The sequence below is a fragment of the Chryseomicrobium aureum genome (genome assembly GCF_043182735.1).
In the GTDB taxonomy this organism is placed as follows: Bacteria; Bacillota; Bacilli; order Bacillales_A; family Planococcaceae; genus Chryseomicrobium; species Chryseomicrobium aureum.
Genome location: NZ_CP171117.1, coordinates 1198183 through 1218540, shown reverse-complemented (window position 1 = coordinate 1218540; position 20358 = coordinate 1198183). Strand labels below are relative to the sequence as shown.

The following is a 20358-nucleotide window of genomic DNA, read 5'->3' as shown; positions in this document are numbered from 1 at the left end:
TGCAATCCCTGCTTTCTTCAATATACTTAGCTATTATACCAAGTTTCTAATGTATCGACCATCGTTTCAATGGAAACTTGTTTTTTTGGAACTTGTGGAATGGCATCTAAAAAATCTTTTCCGTACGATTTTGTTTCAATTCTACGATCGAGAATTATAAAAGCTCCTTTTTCTTCCGGGCTACGAATCAAGCGCCCAAACCCTTGTCGGAACCTTATAATTGCCTCCGGTAGTGCATACTGCGTAAAAGCATTGCGCCCTTGCTTCGTTAACTGATCTGCTTTTTGTTTAAAATAGGGATCATCAGGGCTTGTGAATGGCAATCGAACTAATAGTATTGTGGAAAGTGCATCTCCCGGCACATCGATTCCTTCCCAGAACGTTGTTGTTCCGAACAAAATCGCTTTCGGGAAGCGTTGAAAAGTACGTAACATGCGCATTTTGCTACCAGCATTCATACCTTGTGCGATTAATAAATACTCACTAAGTAAGTCAGTCTCTTCAATTAATTCAACCGTCTTTCTTAGCATATCTTGAGATGTAAACAATACAAACATACGGCCATTTGCTACTTGAGCAGTTTGAATGATGACATCTGCAATCGATTCGATAAACGTATTTTGATCCACTTGGGTAACATCAGGGACATCTTTGACGACAAAGACTTCGGCTCCTTTGTAAAAGTCTGGTTCTGCCTGAAAGCGTTGAATCGTCAGTTCTTTTGGTAAATACAATTGATCTAAAATAAACCACGGTTGCTTTGGCACGGTTAAAGTACCAGACGTCCAAATAAGTGCTTTTCCTTCACGAAGAGGAGCGAGCAGCTTCTCAGTCGTCAGCTGCTGATCAAGCTTTCGCTGATGAAAGACAAATGAACTCGGTAGACTTCGCTTGTCTGCCTCTACCCAACTTGCCTCATTTGAGAGCTGATCTACAAACTCTTCCCAATCATATGCAGCGATTCGTAACTCACGAACCCAGTACAACACATCTTCTTTTACAACCTTAGAAGATATGTCATTTTCATAAAGAAATGCATCATACAGGCTTACAAGACGATTGACTTCTTGTACGAGATCTACAAAAAGATCCTTATGATCTGTCAACTGCAGCTGGAGCTTTGAATTTCCACGACTCGTCCGCTGTTGATTGGTCCAATCTGTCAACTGCTTTGTAAGCAGTTCAAAGACATCGTTCACAGTTTCTGTCTTGATTTTGATTTTTACTAATTTTGACGCGTACGATTCAATCTGTTCAAGCTTCCAGCCAATTTGCGTCTTGTCCACAAATCCAAACTGACTGAGTAAGTATTTCCACTCTGTAAATGAAATGACTTTTTCATTAAGCTTTTGAACCGCAGTTAAGAAATGATGCGCTTCATCAATAACAACTGCACCGATATCGTGATCAAGCGAGCGCAGAATTTCAGGTTGCCCTGCAAGCATCGCATGATTCGTTAAAATAATATCTGCATCTTTCGCGCGACGGTATTCACGCTCGTAAAAATCGTTTGCAAATTGTGGTGTTCGTTGATGTTTTCGGACTTTATCAAGCGTCAGTTGTCCACCACCTGTAGTATTCAATTCACTTAAGTCGCCTGTAGTCGTTTCTTCTAACCAGACGAGAAGCTGCATGAGCGCGAACGTTTCATCATACGATTCATCTCGACTTGCTAAACGTAACTCAAATAAATTCAAATCGAGATAATGTGTATAGGATTTTAGTTTAGACACACGGAAAGATTGTGGAAAATGACTCAACAGTGTTGCACATTCACCTTCGTATAATTGATCCAAAAGAGTGTTGGTATATGTTGAAATCACTACTTTTTTCCGAGATTCGTTAGCATAACTGATGCTAGGAAGTATATAACCGATTGTTTTTCCGATGCCTGTTTCCGCTTCGAGTGCGACTTCTTTTTTACTAACTAGTGCACTATGGACCGCGTCCATATAACGGAATTGAGCAGGACGTTCCTGGGCTCCTGGATAAATTGTCGACAAAAGCTCCATTTTTGAAGAAGAGGAATCAGGATAAGCAGGCAACTCTCTCTCGATTGGTTGCGTGCTCTCCACTCGTGTTGTCAGCTGCTGCTGCTGTTTTTTCAATGCCTCAAAAAATAATGGAGCTAAATGCGATTTCAATTTAAAACAGCGCTTATGTAATTTCTCGATAGTTGGAAGAGATAGGGTCGTCAACTTTTTCGCGCATGACAAAAACAACTCTGCAGTTGCGTATGCATCCGCATCCGCTCTATGGGCATCTTCTAAAGGAATACCAAGTTCAACTGTGATTTCACTCAACTTGTAGCTAAGTGCTGTCGGAAACATGAGTCGTGCAAACTCGACTGTATCAATTTTTTTATTCTTTAAAGCGGGTTGTTGGATACGTTTCAACTCACCTTGAATGAACGGAAAATCAAAGTTGACGTTATGCGCTACAAAAATCGCACCTTCTAGTTGTTTTGCCACTTCGTGCGCGATGTCTGAGAACAAAGGTGCATGTTTGACATCGTCGTTCCCAATATGTGTAAGTGTCTGAATAAAGTATGGAATCGGTTTTTCTGGATTCACAAAAGAAGAGTAGGTAGAGACAATCTCCCCTTTCTCTATTCGTACAATACCGATTTGTATAATTCGGTCTCCATTTTTTGGTGAACTCCCTGTTGTCTCTAAGTCCACCACTGCATATACATCATTCATCTCGTTCACTCACAGTACTTTTAGATTCCTTAGAATTGTAACATAAAAGCGCCGGTTCACGTAGAAACCGGCGCTTTTTGAATTATAGAATTGTTGCTTCTGGTTCGTAGGAAATCAAGTCTCGAACTGAATTATCTTCGTTCATGATGGCTACAGTCGGCTTATGCGATTTTGCTTCATCATTCATCATATAGACATACGATAAAATAATGACAATATCCCCTCTTTGCACTAATCGCGCAGCTGCTCCATTTACACATATGACACCACTGCCACGTTTTCCTGCAATAATGTATGTTTCAAAACGGGCACCATTATTGTTGTTCACAACATGGACCTTTTCATTCGGAAGCATGCCAACTGCATCCAACAGGTCTTGGTCGATTGTTATACTTCCTACATAATTTAAATCGGCTTCCGTTACAGTCGCTCGGTGGATTTTACTGTTTAACATCATTCTAAGCATGGGCATTCACTCTTTCTATTAATATATTGTCAATAAGGCGGGCTTTTGTGAAGAAAACGGCTGTCGCTAAAATTGAGAGTGGCGCATTTTCTTGCACTTCAAGATTTGGATAACTCAACAGCTCCACATAATCTACTCGGCCAGACGTATTTGTTTCAATCATCGCTTTCACAGATCGAATCACATCATCTGTCCGCGCTTCGGACTCCACTAATTCTTTTCCGTGTTGAAGCGCTTGGAAAAGGACAGCTGCTTCCTTGCGTTCCTTGTTATTCAAAAAAACGTTTCGAGAGCTTTTCGCCAGTCCATCTTGTTCACGAACTGTTGGGATACGGTGCACGGTTAAAGGAAAATCATAGGATTCAACAAGAGATTCAATTAGTGCAAGTTGTTGGGCATCTTTTTGCCCAAAATAAGCGTTTGTTGGTTGAACAATATGAAAGAGTTTTGTAACGATTTGCAGAACTCCATCAAAATGACCGGGTCTACTTGCTCCACAAAGTTTCGTGGCCATAGCACCTGGTTGAATAGAGAGAGTTGTTGTGGTGCTATACATCTCTTCTACTGAAGGATAAAAGATTGCATCTACACCGAGTGATTCAGCTAGAGCTTGATCCCGCTCAAAATCACGTGGATACCTGTCTAAATCTTCATTTGGACCAAACTGTGTGGGGTTTACAAATATACTGAGCACTGTTACATCATTTTGCTCTACAGATGCCTTTAGCAATTCAGCATGCCCCTCGTGTAAATAGCCCATTGTTGGAACGAAACCAACTGGCCCGCTCTGCTCTTTGCGCCATGCGCGTAATTGTTGTTTTGTTTTAAGCAGTTTCATTTCTTTCCTCCGTACAAGGCAATCGTTTCTTGTTCTTTCATAACAAATTGATGGGCTTCACTTGGAAATGTGAGAGACTTCACCTCATCCACATAAGTTGCCAATGCCTGTTGCATCGTTGGGAATACGGTCGCATACTGTTTCACAAATTTCGGTATATGATGCGTTCCGTAGCCTATTAAGTCATGGAAAACAAGGACTTGACCGTCTACATCTTTCCCAGCTCCAATACCAATTGTCGGAATCGTCAATGCTTCTGAGAGTTGTTTGGCGAGCTGATGAGGAATGCATTCTACCACGAGCATAAATGCTCCAGCCTGCTCTGTTTTTTTAGCATCTTCGAGTATTTTTAATGCTTCAGACGATGTTTTCCCTTGTACTTTGAATCCTCCAAGGACAGCTGCACTTTGTGGTGTCAAACCGAGGTGTGCAACAACTGGAATCCCAGCAGCCGTCAATCGCTCAATGAGCGGAATCATCGTTCCTGCCCCTTCAATTTTCACTGCTTCTGCACCCGTTTTCTGCATCATTTCAATCGCATAACGGAGTGCTTGGTCCGTTGATAAATGACAAACACCAAATGGCATATCAACGACTAAAAATGTATCAGGTGCACCGCGTCTTGCGGCTTTCCCGTGATGAATCATATCATCCACAGTTACAGGAATCGTTGAATCATACCCGAGCACGACCATGCCTAATGAATCGCCCACTAGAATCATATCGATCCCTGCTTGTTCGGCTACTTTGGCAGATGGGTAATCATAAGCTGTTACCATCGTAATCTTTTCATACTTCATTTTCATCGCTTTAAATTGAGTTGTAGATTTCACTGTTTTCCCTCCTTTAGTGTTCAGAAGGAAAAAACCATACTAAAAGCCCCTGCAAAAAGACGCAGGGGCAGAAAAATAGCCAGAATTGGTTTTTTCCGTCCCTGTCAGAAACTGATCAAGGCGATATGTTAGGTTCAAGTCTTACAATAGGTATGGTTCTCAAGAGATACCATCCAAATTCAGTGTAGCATATTATGAAAATGTGTCCAGTTTTCCACTCAGTGTAACATCGCCTGAGAATAACGTACGTACGCCGTCACCCGTTTGAACAAGTAATGCACCATGTTCATTTAAACCAAGGGCAATTCCCTGAATCGTTTCACGAACTGTTGTCGCTGTGACCTTCTTTCCTATCATAGTCGAGTGTCGTTCCCACTCTACTTGAAAGCGGCGAAAGCCCTGTGTTTCAAAAGTCGTAATGGCTTGTTCAAGTTCATTTGCCATAGCTGCAAGTAGTTTGGTGCGGTCAACAGGAGTGTCACATTCGATTGCGAGTGAAGTGGCACGTTTTGTTAAGTCCTGGTTTAATTCTTCTTCTGCCTGCAATACATTAATACCAATCCCTAGTAAGATGGCTTCGATTTTATCAGGCGTTGCTTGTAACTCTGTTAAAATCCCACCGACTTTTTTCCCATCAATTAAAAGGTCATTGGGCCATTTAATATCGACCTGTATCCCTGTCGTTGAATGAATAGCTTTGGCAAGAGCTAGCGCCACCACTAATGTTATAGGTGGTGCTTCATGAGGGAGCAAGTCTGGTTTAACAATCCATGTAGTCCAAAGACCTTTTCCTTTTGACGATACCCACTGTCGATTTAAACGGCCTTTTCCCGCTGTCTGTTCTTCACTGACAACGACCAGTCCATGCATACCTTTGCCTTTTACTAGCAGTTCGTTCGCTACAAATTGGGTAGAAGGACAGCTCTCAAGATAATATAAAGCACGTGCAAAGTGAGTTGTTTCTAAATAAGGTGAAACCGTCTCAACTGATAATTGAGACGACAGCTGCTTTAAAACATACCCTTTTTTCTTGATAGCTTCCACTTCGTGTCCATCTTCCTTCAACGATTTGATATACTTCCAAATCATTGTACGGGATACTCCTAATTGTTCGGAGAGATGTTCACCAGAAATTGGTTCTTCAGCGTTCATAAGAAAGGATAGTAGTTGTTGTTTATTCGACATGTTCAAGCACCCACTTCTTTAATGCATCTCGTGTATTCAGAATGTTGCCGGCTAAAATCTCGTCAGCCATCCGTTCATTCGTCTTTTTGATCCATGGACCTGAATTACGCTGTTTTAGTTGCATTAAGTCGTGTCCGGACAGTGCAAGATCCTTTGGAAAGCGAATTGGTGCATCTTGAAGCCAACGGAGAAGGTGTTGTTTCGTAGCAAAAGGTTTGCTTTGTGAGATTTCCCAGCAAACTCGCACTGCACTCTCACTTGAATTAAAAACAGATCGATAGGTCCAACCTTCCTTTGATACACGCTTCATTAAAGCAACTACTTCTTTATTTAATCGCTTTTCGTCATTTGAATAAGGAAACTCATACGTGTCAGACTGGAAATAATGAAACAATGCCCATCCTTCGGCAGTAGATTCAAATGGTGTGTGACGCTCAGGAAGAATGGTAAAAACACCTGGCAAAAACTCATCAAAATGTGGGTGTTTTAATTCACGAAGCGAAATCTCAGGGTCAACCATGGTCCATATTCTAGACACTTCTTGCTTGATGCGTTCTTTTGCAATCCAAGGTAAGAGATGACTCGCCTCTGTCATAGCTTGCCGTGTTTGAGTTTCAATGGAAAAGCCGAGCTGACCTGCTAACCGAATACCCCGAAGAATACGGAGCGCATCTTCTTCGAAGCGCTCCTTTGGTTGACCAACTGCCCGAATAAGTTTATTTTGTAAATCTTCTTTTCCACCGTAGTAGTCTATAATTTCACCATCAATCCCCATTGCAAGAGCATTGATGGTGAAATCACGGCGGCTTAAGTCATCTTTCAACTCGCGCACAAAACGTACTTCGGAAGGTCTTCGTTTATCGATATACTTTGATTCCACACGAAATGTGGTCACTTCAATTGCATCACCGTGGAGCACCGTAACTGTACCATGTGCAATACCGGTTGCAAATGTCTTTGGAAAAAGTTCTTGAACGTTCTCTGGTAATGCATCTGTTGCTACGTCAATGTCTTTGCAAGCAATGCCAAGTAGATGATCGCGCACAGCTCCGCCTACAATATACGCTTGGTAACCTGCCTCTTGAAGGATCTTGACCACTTCAAATGCATGTGTCCAATTAGTCGTCATAGCGTGCTACCTCATAGTAAAGATTCTCATATTGAGAAATAATGGTGTCACTGTTAAATTTTGAGTGAACAGTTTGCAAAGCGTTTTCTTTAAATGTCGCAAACATTTCATCATTGGTTAACAGTTCAACTGCAAGCAATGCTGCGCGTTCAACTGCCCCTTCAGGAACGATAAATCCATTCTCACCGTGGTCGATGACTTCTGGGATTCCTCCAATATCTGTTCCAATACAAGGTACGCCACATGCCATTGCTTCTAATAGAACAAGCCCAAACGATTCTTTTTCTGACATCAACAAAAACAAGTCTGCAAGCGCGTATAATTCGGCTACATTCTCTTGTTTGCCTAAAAATAATATATCGTGTTCATAAGCCGTCCCTTTTGTTTGTTCTAAAATCGGATGCCGTTCCGGTCCATCTCCTACCAGCAATAATTTACACGGCATTTGTTTACGAACATATGAGAACGTTTCAACAACGTCTTGTACACGTTTGACTTTACGGAAATTCGAGACGTGTAAAATTATTTTTTCATCAGGGGCTATCCCAAGAATTTTACGTAGATGGCTTACATCTTGTGGATGATAATCAGCTGTATCAATAAAATTGTAGACAGTTCGAATTTCTTGGTTTGGTTCAATTAAATCCATTGTTTGATTCGCAAGTGAGTTTGAAACTGCCGTCACTATATCTGATTTTTCAATTCCGTACCGGATGGCTCCTTTTAAAGAAGAATCTACGCCAAGTACTGTAATATCTGTTCCATGAAGCGTTGTAACAATTCCTACATCACGCTTTGCCATATCACGAGCTAAAATTGCGCAGACAGCATGGGGGATAGCATAATGCATATGCAACACATCGAGTTGTTCATCATCAATGACCTCGGCTATCTTGTTTGCAAGGGCGATGTCATATGGCGCATATTGAAACACAGAATAATTATTCACTTCGACCTCGTGATAGGTGACAGATTGATAAAACCCTTTCAAGCGAAAGGGCATACTAGATGTTATGAAGTGGATTTCATGTCCACGTTCAGCAAGTTGTTTACCAAGTTCCGTTGCGATGATGCCAGATCCACCTACAGTTGGATAACATGTAATCCCAATTTTTAACTTTCTGCTATTAGCGGTCACGACGATCCTCCAATAATCTCCAGTCCAAAAATCCTTCTTCGATACCTTTTAAAAGTACTTCTGCGGTGCCCATATTAGTCGCTAATGGGATTTGATAAACATCACATAAGCGAATCAAAGCTGTTACATCTGGCTCATGAGGTTGAGCAGTTAATGGGTCTCTAAAAAAGATGACCATGTCCATCAAGTTATCTGCTATTGCTGAACCAATCTGCTGATCGCCACCGAGTGGGCCAGACTTAAACTTATGAATCGATACGCCGACTTCCCTTTCGATACGACTTCCCGTTGTTCCCGTCGCGTATAAATCATGTTTTACTAAAGTATTTTTATAAGCTGTTACAAATTGAATCAAATCATCCTTTTTCTTATCATGTGCAATGAGTGCAATGCGCATATCGTCATCTCCTAATCAATCAGGTTTTCGAGCCCGTAAATAAGTTTTGTTGTTGTCATGACTTCTTTAATACATAGTGCAACCCCTGGCATAAATGAACCACGTGTAAAAGAATCATGGCGCAATGTTAAAAGTTGTCCTTCTCCACCAAACAATACTTGTTGATGAGCCACTAACCCAGGTAGTCGTACACTATGTAATTTAATACCTTCTAAATCTGCACCGCGTGCGCCTTCGATAGACTCTTGTTCTTCAGGATGGCCTTGTTGATGCGCAGGACGATTATTTTGAATGAGCTCCGCAGTTTTTACTGCTGTACCAGAAGGAGCATCCAACTTTTTATCATGATGCATCTCAATGATTTCTACGTCTTGCATATAACGAGCTGCCTGTTCAGCAAATTTCATCATAAGAATAGCTCCGATTGAAAAATTCGGCGCAATTATACAACCGATTTGAGTCTTTTCACAAAGCTCTTCAAGTTCCGTTAAGTCCTGCTGTGTAAACCCTGTTGTTCCAACTACTGGGCGAACACCAGCTTGAATTGCTGCGGTTGTATGTTTCATACCTAGTTCAGGTGTGGTTAAATCAATAAAGACTTGCGGGTTCGTTTCCTCAAGTAATTGTTCAATTGATGTATATACAGGTACAGAACCTAAATCTAGACCTGACTGTTTTGAATCTAGGACGGATACAAGTTCAAATTCAGCATGTGCCACTACCATGTTAACAGCTTCTTCTCCCATTTTACCACGAGGTCCTGCGATAGCTACACGAATCATTGTAGTTCCTCCTTCTTCGTCCAGCGGTCTTTATCACGCGTGTTAAATTTCTCCATTACTCGGTCTAGTGCTTGTTGCATATCAATATTTTGCGCATTCGCAAAACAGATGAGAACAAATAAGAAGTCTCCGAGCTCTTCTTCAATCGCTTTTTCCGTTTCCGTACTTTTCTTTTTTTTCATGCCATAAAGATGCTGTACTTCACGAGATAACTCTCCAAGTTCTTCCGTCAGACGTGCCAGCAATTCCATCGGAGGAAAATATCCTTCTTTAAATTGACCAATATATGTATCGACTTCTTGTTGCATTTGATGCATCGTTTTTTGTTCCATTTCACCACTCCTTACTGTTTATCGTAGCTATTGAAAGAGTTGTTGTCAAAGCGTAGCAAATGACAGATAATGAGGATTGAGGTGGATGGAATGAAATTAGGATTAAAATTTAAAAACATCTTCTTTATCATGCTCGGAGCTGCGATTTTCAGCTTTGGGTTTGTTCATTTTAATATCCAAAATGAACTGGGAGAAGGTGGATTCTCAGGAATCACATTGATACTTTATTTTGTGCTTGGCTGGGACGTTGCACTCATGAACTTATTATTAAATATTCCAATGTTTATTATCGGCTGGAAGCTCTTGGGACGTAAAGTATTTTTGTACACATTGATTGGAACTGTCAGTGTTTCAGTATTTTTAAAGATTTTTCAAGTGTATGAAGTACAAATCGGCTTACAAAACGATTTATTCTTAGCCTCACTGTTTGCCGGAGTCTTTGTCGGAGTGGGACTTGGAATCATTTTCCGGTACGGAGGTACAACAGGTGGCGTGGACATTTTGGCGCGACTTGTGCACAAATACGTCGGCTGGAGTATGGGAAAGACAATGTTCTTATTCGATGCAGGAGTTATTTTACTATCCTGGTTAACATTCTTAGACGAACGTTCAATGATGTATACACTTGTTGCTGTATTTATCGGTGCTCGCGTCATTGATTTCGTGCAAGAAGGTGCTTACTCGGGTCGAGGGGCATTTATCATCTCTGATCACCAGGCGGAAATCGCAGAGCGTATCGGTAAAGAAATGGATCGCGGCGTGACAGTACTGGATGGGCACGGGTTCTATTCAAAAGCGAAACGAGAAATGCTCTACTGTGTCATCGGTCGAAACGAGATTGTTCGATTAAAGAGTATTATTACTTCTGTTGATCCACATGCATTCGTTTCGATAGTGGATGTACATGACGTCATGGGCGAGGGCTTTACGCTGGATGAGAATAAAAAGCCATTTGATTAACAAGAAAAGTGGAACAGGCTCGTCCAGAAATGCCGAGTAAATCTGGCGTGCCCGTAGAGACTCTTTTCGTCTCTGCGGGTGCGACTGATTTGGGAGTGTATTTCTAGCCTGTGGAACTAGACAATAAGAAAAGTGAAACAGCTCGTCCAGAAATGCCGAGTAAATCATAAAAAAACTGCTCTGAGCAAAATGCTCTGAGCAGTTTTTATTTATTCGCTACGTTGCATACCTGTATAGATTAGAATCAAACGAAGTAACTCAAGTACTGCTACTGCCGCTGCTGCTACATACGTCATAGCTGCTGCGTTCAATACTTTCTTCGCATGACGTTCTTCTTCATTGCGAATTAGGTTCAGACTGACCATTTCATTCATGGCACGACTTGAGGCATTGAACTCAACTGGTAAAGTTACAAGTTGGAAAACTACACCAGCTGCAAGTAAACCAATACCGACTAATAGCATTTCTGGTATTGTCGATAAAATACCAATTAGAATAAAGATCCAAGAAGCATTCGAAGAGATATTCGCAACAGGTATTAACTTGTGACGAATTGTTAAGAACGAGTACGCTTCTTTATGTTGAATCGCATGTCCAACTTCGTGTGCGGCAATCGCAGTTCCCGCTACAGATGCCTCGTGAAAGTTGTGAGACGATAAAGCAACGATACGCGTCATCGGGTTGTAGTGATCGCTTAAAAATCCTTTACTCTCAACGACTTGAACATCTTGTAGACCGTGTGCATCTAGTATCGTGCGTGCAACTTGTGCACCCGTCATACCAGATGTTGATCGAACTTTTGAGTACCGTTTATACGTACTCTTCACTTTAAATTGTGCATAAAGCGGTAAAATTAATAGGACAGCAAAGTAAATTAGAAAACCCACTGTTTTCCCCCTCTTTTCTGATATACCTCTATTTTATCGACTCTTGATCAAATTATCAAATGTCATGTATCGCTTCGTACTTATATTCCAAGCGGCGAGTGCTATACATCCTATTGATAACCAAAATGTAAAATAGCCGATTTGTGATGAAAATTCGAGAAGTGAACGATAAATAGGCATCTGCCCAAATACATAGTCAATCACATCATTATGCAGTGTCCAAATAGCTGCAATGCTCAATGAAATCCAGCCAAAGCGGTACCACGGGAAATAAAGAATCGCTTGAACGGCCATCCCAAAATGGGAAATCACAAGCATCCATCCGACAGGTCCGATGGGTCCATCTACTCCAATGGTCAGCAAATTCATGACAACTGCCCATAACCCATACTTTACAAGCGTGACTAGAGCTAACGCCTCGATTAGTCGCCAATTCTTCCCTAACAGCCAGCCTAATAAGGCAAGTGTGAAAAACAAACTTGCAGTCGGACTATCCGGAACGAAAATATAGTAGATGGGTTCCGTGATAGACAATTGTCCTTTATACCAATAATACCCGTAAATCGTACCCAGTAAGTTCACAACAAACAACAGCCACATAAACGGCTTTGCATACAATACGGAACGAATGAGTGTCATCATAACTCGTAGTCCTCTCATCAAGTGATAAAAAAAAGAGAGTCATGACTGACTCTCTTTTAGAAGTATTATTCTGCTGGTTCTAAAGTTGAGATGAATTCAGAAAGCTGTTGAAGCTCTTCATCTGTTCCTTGATAAGTTCCAGCTGGCATAGTACCTACACCGTTTACAGCGATGTCATAAATCTCTTCAGCTGATAGACCAGTACCAACTAGAGTTGGTCCAAGCCCACCTTCAAAGGCATTCCCGTGACATGCTATACAGGACGATGTGGAGTACAATTGATAGCCTTCGGAGTTTTCATCGAATTCTACAGCTACTTCTTCACGAATCTCACCTGCTGCACGTTTTGCATCCCAATCTACGTTCACTACAGACTCCCATGTTAGGAAGATCATAGACGCGATTGCAAGAAGCATAAAGCCAGTTGGTAGAGGACGCTTGAATGGACGACGTTCTTTCGACGTATCTAAGAACGGTACAAGAAGTAGTGCCATAAATGCGATACCTGGAATAATGATTGCACCAATAATGTTATATGGTCCTGATGCAAATTCATATTTCAGAAGTTGGTATAAGAATAAGAAATACCAGTCTGGTAATGCAGTATATGCAGTGTCAGTCGGATCTGCTTGACGCTCCAGCGGTGCTGGATGCGATACCGTTAAAATTAGATAACCTACTAAGAATACAGAACCAATCAACCATTCTTTTAGTAGAAAGTCTGGCCAAAACGCTTCTGTTTTCCCTGGATACTCAGAGTAATCTTTAGGTCCCTTTTTCTTACGGCTAGATGGATGCAGAACACGAGAGTCACCCACGAATTTTAAACCTTTTCCGCGATGCATGAAGTCCCCTCCTTGTTATCCTCTTTTTCCACTAACCTATTATAGTGGACCTGAAATACCTTGACGACGAATTAAGATAAAGTGAGCTGCTAATAATCCGAACAATGCTGCTGGTAAGAAGAATACGTGAATTGCGAAGAAACGTGTAAGTGTCTGCGCACCAAGGATTACTTCATCCCCTGCTAACAATGTCTTAATTGCTCCACCGATAAATGGAACCGAAGCTGCAATCTCAATACCTACTTTTGTTGCAAACAATGCTTTCATATCCCATGGTAACAAGTAACCCGTAAATCCAAGGCCTAACATAATACCAAAGATTCCTACTCCTACCATCCAGTTTAATTCACGAGGTTTTTTATACGAACCTGTGAAGAAAACACGCAATGTATGCAAGAACATCATAACGATAACTAGCGATGCTCCCCAGTGGTGCATACCCCGAACAATCTCTCCGAATGCCACTTCATTTTGAAGATAATAAACAGAGTTCCATGCATTTTCAATATCCGGCACATAGTACATTGTTAAGAACATACCTGAAAGAATTTGAATAACTGTAACAAAGAACGTTAATCCTCCGAAACAATACACAAACGCCGAAAAGTGGTGTGCAGGGTTTACGTGTTCAGGAACTTCATGGTCTGCGATGTCACGCCAAATTGGTGTAATATCGAGACGCTCATCTACCCAATCATAAATCTTGTTCAGCACGATGTCGTACCCCCTTTATTACACTAATGTATTCGGAACAACTGGACCTAACTCAAGTAGTCCATCTGCACTTTCACGTACTTCATACATGTCAAGTGGACCACGTGGTGGTGTTCCTGGAACGTTCTTTCCAGTCTTTTCATATAATCCTGCGTGGCAAGCACAGAAGAATCGATTTGGATGTGCGCTGTCAGTCGCCCAGCCTACTGTACATCCCAAGTGTTTACAGATAGGAGATAAGGCAACAATTGTGTCTCCATCTCTATAGACCCATGCCGTGCTCGTTACTTCTGATGAATACCATGCATCAATTTGCTCGAAGTTGAAATCGACACGAGTCGGTTCTTCAGTAATATCAGCGACAGGTAGATCCGTAAGAACGAAGTCTCCACCATCTTTTTTCTGAAGAACAGGGTCAATTGCAAAACGAACCATTGGCATGAGCATACCTGCAGCCATGAATCCGCCAACTCCAGTAAGCGTATAGCTTAAAAATTGACGTCTTGTTACTTTGTTGTTGCTCATCGGTTTCCCCCCTCTAACGTAAAGGTCAGTCCAAAGGACATACTTGCGTGAATAAAATAATACTAGGACAGTTCAATGATACTTTAACCTAGCAATAAAATCAATATTGGCTAGGGGTGAATTCGACAGTTTGTGAACATTTGTTGAATCCTATTGAAAAATAAAGAAATGCCGTTATGTAGACCATTTTTCAGCGATACGAGGAATGATTTGACGCACTTGATCATCCAAGATTTTCATTTTCATTTTTGCGTCCATTGAATCCAATGGAATCGTTGGTGTCCACAGCACAGAATCATCGATTGCTAGCCATTCTGAATCCCCAGTGATAAATAAAACATGTTTAAATGGTGAATTCTCAAAAGCTAGCTTCCAATTACTATACAGGTCTTCTTTCTCTTGTCCTTCGACATAGCAAAAAGAAGGGAAAGCGACAACTCTCCCTTTAAACTGATTCTCCAATGCATTCACAAGTGATAACACATAATCGGATTGAGACGCTGCATTATGAAGCGTCTCTTTTTTCAATCCAATTGAAATCAAGGGTACAAGAGCTGTGTCAATAAAATCTGTTTGTTGAAGGAACTGTGTACTGTCTTTTCCGTTATAAAACATTTAGTCAACCTCCGACTGCAACTCATAATAGTGTTTAGAAAGTCTAGCAAATAGCTCTCTGTCTTGCGCATCAAGTGCTCGATCAATTGCTTTTTCAAGTTGTAACAGTTGATAGTGCTTTAAGGAGCTGTCGACCACTTGATCTGCTGTTACTCGATCCATCTTTTTCAGTTCTTCATTCATAGGCAAGAATGGGTTGTCTTCCAACACAGCAATGAACTGGGGAATACGTTTCTTATCTGGGAATTTTAACTCGATGTACATTGGTTCATCTGGATGTAAGCGCATATCATGAAAAGATTTTTCAGCATCTGCTGATACGATTGTTCCTTTATAGAAGCGGAAAGGTGCACCTGTAGATGACGTAGTCGAAATCATCATGCCACGGGGACAATGTTCCACCCCTTCAACAAAATGAACATTTTCAAGCAATTCTTCATGACTCACCAAGTAATTTAAAATCCATACGCTTTCACGCCGCTTCAATTGAAAATTCGACAGCAACCATTTCACAAAATCACGCTTTTCATTTGCTGTTACCGAAGCAGTCATAGCTAGTCCCTCCTATAAGTTATCTATCATTTCTCGCCACTCTACCGCTTGAGGATGTAAACTAAGCAGTTGCTCAATGACTGATTTCGCTTCTTTACGTTTCCCCTCTTCTAGTAAGAAGTATGCATATTTTTCAAGAAAATAGACATCTTCTTTTTGTTCAGTGTATGCGAGCTTATAGAAATCGTATGCTTTATTATAATTTTCTAATTCATGATGACTTTGTGCCAAGAATGGATAGAGGGAAGTCAATGTTGCTCCATCTGCTTGAACATCTGCTGCCAGTTGAACTACAGCTTCATACTCTTCTTGATGCATGTAAAGGTGGACTAGGTGTAAAATGCCATCAATGTATTCTGGATCAAGAGCAATCGCTTCACTAAAGTAGCGTTGTGCTTTATCTTCTTGGCCTAATTTAAGTGCCAGTTTCCCTGCAACTAGATAATACTCTTTTTCAAAAGAGTCTTTTTCAATCCCTTGTTCTATTCTTTCAAGAGCTGATTGGTTCTCCTCGAGCATGCCATAAGCTTGTGCAGATAATAAATAAGCTGAATAGTAATCTGGGTCTGCCGCGAGTACTTCGTCTAATTGCTCAATCGCTGCTTTATAGTCACCGATTTGGAACAACGCATACCCATATTGGAATAGTTTATCAGGAGCTTCCCCCTGTGCTAAAGAATCTTTAAAATAAGGAATCGCTTCTTCGTACGCAGCTCCTGCTGAATAGGTTTCTGCTAACTTTTGGGACAAATCTATATGTGGAAGTTCTGAACGGAGTGGATACACTTCTTCATAGATACGAGCTGCTTCCAAATATCGACCTGTCTCGCGTTTTAGTTCTGCCTTGGCAAGTTTTAAAAGTGGCTCATCAGGCATCAACCTGGTTGCTTCTTCTAACTTTTGTTCCGCTACTTCATAAAGACCCGTCATTTGATAATAGTCTGCCATTGCAAGTAATACTTGTGGATAGACTTCAGACTGTCGTGGAATTTCCTGGAGAATTGTGAGTGCCTGTTCTTCTCTACCTACCTCGAGCATCCAAATAGCTTGATCTACTTTTAACTGTTCTTCTTCCGGGAACAAGTAGACAAGATGCTCGAGCATACGAATCGCTTCTTCAACAAAACCATACGCTGCGAGTTGTTCAGAAGCTTGATAAATTTCATCTGGCTCTGCATTTAATAGATATGTCTCTAATTGTTCTTGCCAATCATTTTGACCCGTCTCGATTTGACGGAGAATTTCATTTAATGTCATTTCAATCACTTCTTTCTTGCCTTTAGTTTACACGAATTTCTAGAAAACAAAAAGAAGACAGACTCTAATGTGAGTCTGCCGTCAATTTTGAATAATGGTCAAAAAATGTAGGGTAACTTACGGCAATGCACTCTGGATCATCTAACTCAATCGGAGTCGATGTTAGTAGGGAAGCAATCGCCCCCATCATGCCAATTCGGTGATCACCGTACGTTGTTATTTTTCCACCGGTCAGAGGAGTCGGACCCGTAATAACCATACCGTCCTCCGTTGATTCAATGTCTGCACCTAATTTTTTCAGCTCTGTCACAACTGCATCTATTCGATTTGTCTCTTTTACTTTCAGTTCTTCTGCATCACGAATGATAGTCGTACCTTCAGCTTGCGTAGCTAGAAGCGCAATGATGGGAATCTCATCTATAAGACGCGGAATTAGACTTCCACCAATTTCTGTGGAACGTAAGGAACTTGTCCGAATCTTGAGTGTCCCAATTTCTTCGTGAGAAGGAGAGTCCGCTGAATCAAATGATAAGTCAGCTCCCATATTTTTGAGTACTTCCAAAATACCATCTCGCGTCGGGTTCAAGCCAACGTTCGCAAGTTCCACTTCAGAGTCCTTGGTGATCGCACCTGCTACAAGCCAAAAAGCGGCGGAGGAAATATCACCTGGTACGACGATGTGTGCCGGTGTCAGTGTTTGTCCACCCCGTAAAGAAATGGTTTTGTCTTGTTCATCAAGCTCCACTCCAAAGTGACGCAACATTTTTTCTGTATGGTCCCGAGTTTTTTCAAGTTCGGTAATAATAGTCGTTCCCTCAGCACGAATACCTGCTAAAAGAATGGCTGATTTCACTTGTGCAGATGCGACTGGCATCGGGTAATCAATTGCGGTGAGTTCGCGACCTTGAATAGCGAGTGGTGTGAAATTACCGCCTTTTCTACCAATAATATCTGCGCCCATTTGTCGAAGTGGATCTGTTACCCGTTTCATTGGGCGCTTTTGAATCGACTCATCTCCAATCATCACAGAAGCAAAATTTGTCGATGCGAGCACCCCTGAAAGAAGACGTGTTGTCGTTCCTGAGTTACCTGTATACAAAATTGTGTCCGGCTCAACCCAGTTCTCAATTCCGTCACTTGTTATTGTGACGGATTCGCCTTCTACTGCGACATCCACACCAAACTTACGCACACAGTCAATAGTGCTAAGGCAATCGTCACTTTGTAAAAAACCTTCAACGGTTGTCACACCTTTTGCCATCGCTCCAAATAGAATTGAACGGTGAGAAACGGATTTGTCTCCAGGGATAGAAAGAGTCCCTTTTAATCTACCAGTATGTTGTAAACTCTTCACACTATCACTTCCTTACGCAATATACGTTTCATAGGTTGTTTCTTGATGAATACACTCCATCGCACGCACGCGATCTTCATCAGACTGTAAACTAATCACTAAAATACCAAACAAATCATCCCGTGTCTCAATAATACGGATGTTTAAAATACTAATCTTATGGGATGCAAGCAAACCTGTTACTTCAGAAATCACCCCTGGATAATCGGGTACATCAATGTACAGGTCAAACGTGCTGTAAAGTGCCCCTTGTGTATGAATCGGTAAGATATCTCGTTCTCGTTTCGCTTCAAGATAGTAGTTTTCAATAGCTGCAGCGTCCCCTGTAGCTACAAGTTGTCTCACGTTTTGCATCTCGTCTAGCCAACTGTCTAGCTGATCTAATAACTGATCTCGGTTTTGCAATGTAATATCTCGCCACATGACAGGATTCGCAGATGCAATCCTTGTCGTATCACGAAATCCACCTGCTGCTAGCCTCTTAGTCAAAGGGTTTTTCGCTTTTGTTGCCAACTGATGAACAAGTGAGGATGCAATAAGATGTGGAAAATGGCTTACTGTCGCCGTCATTTCGTCATGCTCTTCCGCTGTCACTTTTACCACCTTCGCTTTTGAAGGTGCAAGAAGCTTTTGGAATGTCTCGAGCTGTTCGTTGGAAGTTTGATTAGATGGACATAAAACAAAATAGGCATTCTCAAATAGATGAGCACGGGCTGCCTCTATTCCACTTTTATGTGAACCTGCCATTGGATGCCCACCAATGAACGGCAATTCTAATTCATTAGCAAGATCCACAATTTCTTTTTTTGTACTCCCCGTGTCGACTATAAAAGCACCCGGTTTCATCGTCCATTTTAAAGCTTCTTGAAGCAATTCTTTCGTCGTGTTCACTGGTGTCGCTAAAATCACAATATCCGCTTCACGAACGGATCGCGCAAGTGAGTAAGCCATTTCATCGATTACATCGAGCCTTCGTGCTGTTCGGACCGTGTTAGCGTCGACATCATAGCCTATCACATGACACTCTGTATTTCTTCGTAGTGCAAGTGATAGGCTTCCACCAATCAGCCCAAGTCCTACCACAACTACTGACGTTTTCATTTCAATCACACTTTCTGTTTTAAAACTAATTGCTCTAATTCTTGTAGAAGACCTTTATTTTGTTCAGGTGTGCCGATTGTGATACGCAGTGTTCCAGGAAGTCCTAATGCATTCCCACTACGTACAATATATCCTTTCGACATCAAATACTGGAAAGTTTCATCACTATCTTGCTCTATATCAATCAATATAAAATTTGTCTGTGTTGGAAAATATCGTAGCCCGTGCTTTTCACAAAATGCCACATAGCGCTGTTTTTCTTGTTTGTTTTGTTCTACTGTATGTGCAATAAACTGTTGATCTTGTAGAGCGACTTGCGCCACATCTTGACTTAGTGTCGTGTTATTGAACGGTTCACGTGTCGGTTCTAATTGCGCAATCACCTGTTCTGAGCCAATTCCGTAACCGATACGGAATGCTGCTAATCCATATGCTTTAGAGAATGTGCGTAAAATCAACAGATTTGGGAATTCTTCAAGCCACTGTATTGGATTTATATAGTCTTCTGCGTCTACATACTCGAAATAGGCTTCATCTACAACGACAAGAACATCTTTTGGTGCTTGTTGAAGAAACGAATAAATAGCGGATGAAGGCGTCAAAGAACCTGTTGGATTATTCGGGTTGCAAATCCACACAACGGCAGTTTGATCTGTCACCTTCTGAAGCATCGTTTCTAGATCGTGCGTACCATCCTCATTTAAAGCAACTGCGATGAAATCTGCACCTTCAATCTTGGCATTGTGCGCATATTGACTAAACGTGATATCCGCTGCAATCGTATTCACTTCTGGAGATAAAAGTGCTCGCGCAATTAGTAAAATCACTTCATCCGACCCGTTCCCAAAGATCAGTTGTGTCGGTTTTACATTCAAGTGTTCTGCAACTGCATCGCGAATCGTCTGCGCATACCCATCTGGATAGAGGGCAAAGTCGATGGACTGTGTTGCTAGATACTCACGGACTTTCGGAGAGGATCCTAGTGGATTTTCATTAGAGGCAAGTTTGATTACTTGATTTAAACCAAATTGCTTTTTTACTTCTTCCATCGTTCTTCCTGGTTTGTACGCTTGTAAACCCGCTAATTGTTTTTTAAACTTCATT

The 20358-nt window shown here is 41.4% G+C and carries 22 protein-coding genes; 1 reads left to right on the top strand and 21 read right to left on the bottom strand.

What is annotated here, in order from left to right; genetic code table 11:
• Nucleotides 1-26: 26 nt before the first annotated feature.
• The 10 genes from ACF3OH_RS06475 to ACF3OH_RS06430 all read right to left on the bottom strand — a co-directional run bounded on the left by ACF3OH_RS06475 (nucleotide 27) and on the right by ACF3OH_RS06430 (nucleotide 9802).
• Nucleotides 27-2702, bottom strand: a complete 2676-nt coding sequence (locus tag ACF3OH_RS06475) for a helicase C-terminal domain-containing protein (protein WP_392456464.1) — start codon at nucleotides 2700-2702, stop codon at nucleotides 27-29.
• Nucleotides 2703-2784: 82 nt separating this feature from the next.
• A complete protein-coding gene (gene panD, locus ACF3OH_RS06470; protein WP_204589176.1) occupies nucleotides 2785-3168 on the bottom strand; it encodes an aspartate 1-decarboxylase in 384 nt (127 codons plus the stop codon).
• Entirely contained in the window at nucleotides 3161-4006 is an 846-nt protein-coding gene (gene panC, locus ACF3OH_RS06465; RefSeq protein WP_392456462.1) for a pantoate--beta-alanine ligase, read from the bottom strand. The genes panD and panC overlap by 8 nt, the downstream gene beginning before the upstream one ends.
• Nucleotides 4003-4839, bottom strand: coding sequence for a 3-methyl-2-oxobutanoate hydroxymethyltransferase (gene panB / locus ACF3OH_RS06460; protein ID WP_204589174.1), 837 nt, complete (start codon nucleotides 4837-4839; stop codon nucleotides 4003-4005). Before panB ends, panC begins: the two co-directional genes overlap by 4 nt.
• Nucleotides 4840-5031: 192 nt before the next feature.
• Nucleotides 5032-6024 carry a biotin--[acetyl-CoA-carboxylase] ligase gene (locus tag ACF3OH_RS06455; protein ID WP_392456459.1) on the bottom strand — a complete coding sequence of 331 codons (993 nt, stop codon included), beginning with the start codon at nucleotides 6022-6024 and terminating at the stop codon, nucleotides 5032-5034.
• Entirely contained in the window at nucleotides 6014-7153 is a 1140-nt protein-coding gene (locus ACF3OH_RS06450; RefSeq protein WP_392456457.1) for a CCA tRNA nucleotidyltransferase, read from the bottom strand. Before ACF3OH_RS06450 ends, ACF3OH_RS06455 begins: the two co-directional genes overlap by 11 nt.
• The gene (gene bshA / locus ACF3OH_RS06445) at nucleotides 7143-8291 is read right to left on the bottom strand and encodes an N-acetyl-alpha-D-glucosaminyl L-malate synthase BshA (RefSeq protein ID WP_392456454.1); all 1149 of its coding nucleotides are present in this window, start codon (nucleotides 8289-8291) and stop codon (nucleotides 7143-7145) included. The genes ACF3OH_RS06450 and bshA overlap by 11 nt, the downstream gene beginning before the upstream one ends.
• The gene (gene mgsA / locus ACF3OH_RS06440) at nucleotides 8281-8688 is read right to left on the bottom strand and encodes a methylglyoxal synthase (protein ID WP_392456451.1); all 408 of its coding nucleotides are present in this window, start codon (nucleotides 8686-8688) and stop codon (nucleotides 8281-8283) included. Before mgsA ends, bshA begins: the two co-directional genes overlap by 11 nt.
• An 11-nt stretch (nucleotides 8689-8699) precedes the next feature.
• Complete coding sequence (dapB, locus tag ACF3OH_RS06435) at nucleotides 8700-9470, bottom strand: 4-hydroxy-tetrahydrodipicolinate reductase (RefSeq protein ID WP_392456448.1); 771 nt, start codon at nucleotides 9468-9470, stop codon at nucleotides 8700-8702.
• Nucleotides 9467-9802, bottom strand: coding sequence for a nucleotide pyrophosphohydrolase (locus tag ACF3OH_RS06430; RefSeq protein WP_392456447.1), 336 nt, complete (start codon nucleotides 9800-9802; stop codon nucleotides 9467-9469). Before ACF3OH_RS06430 ends, dapB begins: the two co-directional genes overlap by 4 nt.
• A 90-nt stretch (nucleotides 9803-9892) precedes the next feature.
• Between ACF3OH_RS06430 and ACF3OH_RS06425 the strand changes: the two genes are divergently transcribed.
• Nucleotides 9893-10762 (top strand): YitT family protein, encoded by an 870-nt coding sequence (locus ACF3OH_RS06425; protein WP_392456445.1) that lies wholly within the window; start codon nucleotides 9893-9895, stop codon nucleotides 10760-10762.
• A 209-nt stretch (nucleotides 10763-10971) separates the two neighbouring features.
• Here the strand turns inward: ACF3OH_RS06425 and ACF3OH_RS06420 are convergent, their stop codons facing one another.
• From ACF3OH_RS06420 to hisC, 11 genes are all read right to left on the bottom strand, one after another.
• On the bottom strand, nucleotides 10972-11649 hold the full coding sequence (locus ACF3OH_RS06420; RefSeq protein ID WP_392456444.1) for a zinc metallopeptidase: 678 nt from the start codon (nucleotides 11647-11649) through the stop codon (nucleotides 10972-10974).
• Nucleotides 11650-11682: 33 nt separating this feature from the next.
• Entirely contained in the window at nucleotides 11683-12291 is a 609-nt protein-coding gene (locus ACF3OH_RS06415) for a DUF1405 domain-containing protein (protein ID WP_392456442.1), read from the bottom strand.
• A 65-nt stretch (nucleotides 12292-12356) separates the two neighbouring features.
• Complete coding sequence (locus tag ACF3OH_RS06410) at nucleotides 12357-13136, bottom strand: c-type cytochrome (RefSeq protein ID WP_392456440.1); 780 nt, start codon at nucleotides 13134-13136, stop codon at nucleotides 12357-12359.
• A 39-nt stretch (nucleotides 13137-13175) separates the two neighbouring features.
• Nucleotides 13176-13850, bottom strand: a complete 675-nt coding sequence (qcrB, locus tag ACF3OH_RS06405; protein WP_204589164.1) for a menaquinol-cytochrome c reductase cytochrome b subunit — start codon at nucleotides 13848-13850, stop codon at nucleotides 13176-13178.
• Nucleotides 13851-13868: 18 nt separating this feature from the next.
• Nucleotides 13869-14375: a ubiquinol-cytochrome c reductase iron-sulfur subunit gene (locus ACF3OH_RS06400; protein ID WP_392456437.1), complete on the bottom strand. Its 507-nt coding sequence runs from the start codon at nucleotides 14373-14375 to the stop codon at nucleotides 13869-13871.
• Nucleotides 14376-14549: 174 nt separating this feature from the next.
• A complete protein-coding gene (locus ACF3OH_RS06395; RefSeq protein WP_392456434.1) occupies nucleotides 14550-14990 on the bottom strand; it encodes a DUF2487 family protein in 441 nt (146 codons plus the stop codon).
• A complete protein-coding gene (locus ACF3OH_RS06390; RefSeq protein ID WP_204589161.1) occupies nucleotides 14991-15542 on the bottom strand; it encodes a ReoY family proteolytic degradation factor in 552 nt (183 codons plus the stop codon).
• A 12-nt stretch (nucleotides 15543-15554) separates the two neighbouring features.
• A complete protein-coding gene (locus tag ACF3OH_RS06385; RefSeq protein ID WP_392456432.1) occupies nucleotides 15555-16799 on the bottom strand; it encodes a tetratricopeptide repeat protein in 1245 nt (414 codons plus the stop codon).
• A 64-nt stretch (nucleotides 16800-16863) separates the two neighbouring features.
• Nucleotides 16864-18153, bottom strand: a complete 1290-nt coding sequence (gene aroA, locus ACF3OH_RS06380) for a 3-phosphoshikimate 1-carboxyvinyltransferase (protein ID WP_392456430.1) — start codon at nucleotides 18151-18153, stop codon at nucleotides 16864-16866.
• Nucleotides 18154-18165: 12 nt separating this feature from the next.
• Nucleotides 18166-19254, bottom strand: a complete 1089-nt coding sequence (locus tag ACF3OH_RS06375; RefSeq protein ID WP_392456427.1) for a prephenate dehydrogenase — start codon at nucleotides 19252-19254, stop codon at nucleotides 18166-18168.
• Between the two features lie 5 nt (nucleotides 19255-19259).
• Entirely contained in the window at nucleotides 19260-20357 is a 1098-nt protein-coding gene (gene hisC, locus ACF3OH_RS06370) for a histidinol-phosphate transaminase (RefSeq protein ID WP_204589157.1), read from the bottom strand.
• Between the last annotated feature and the right edge of the window lies 1 nt (nucleotide 20358).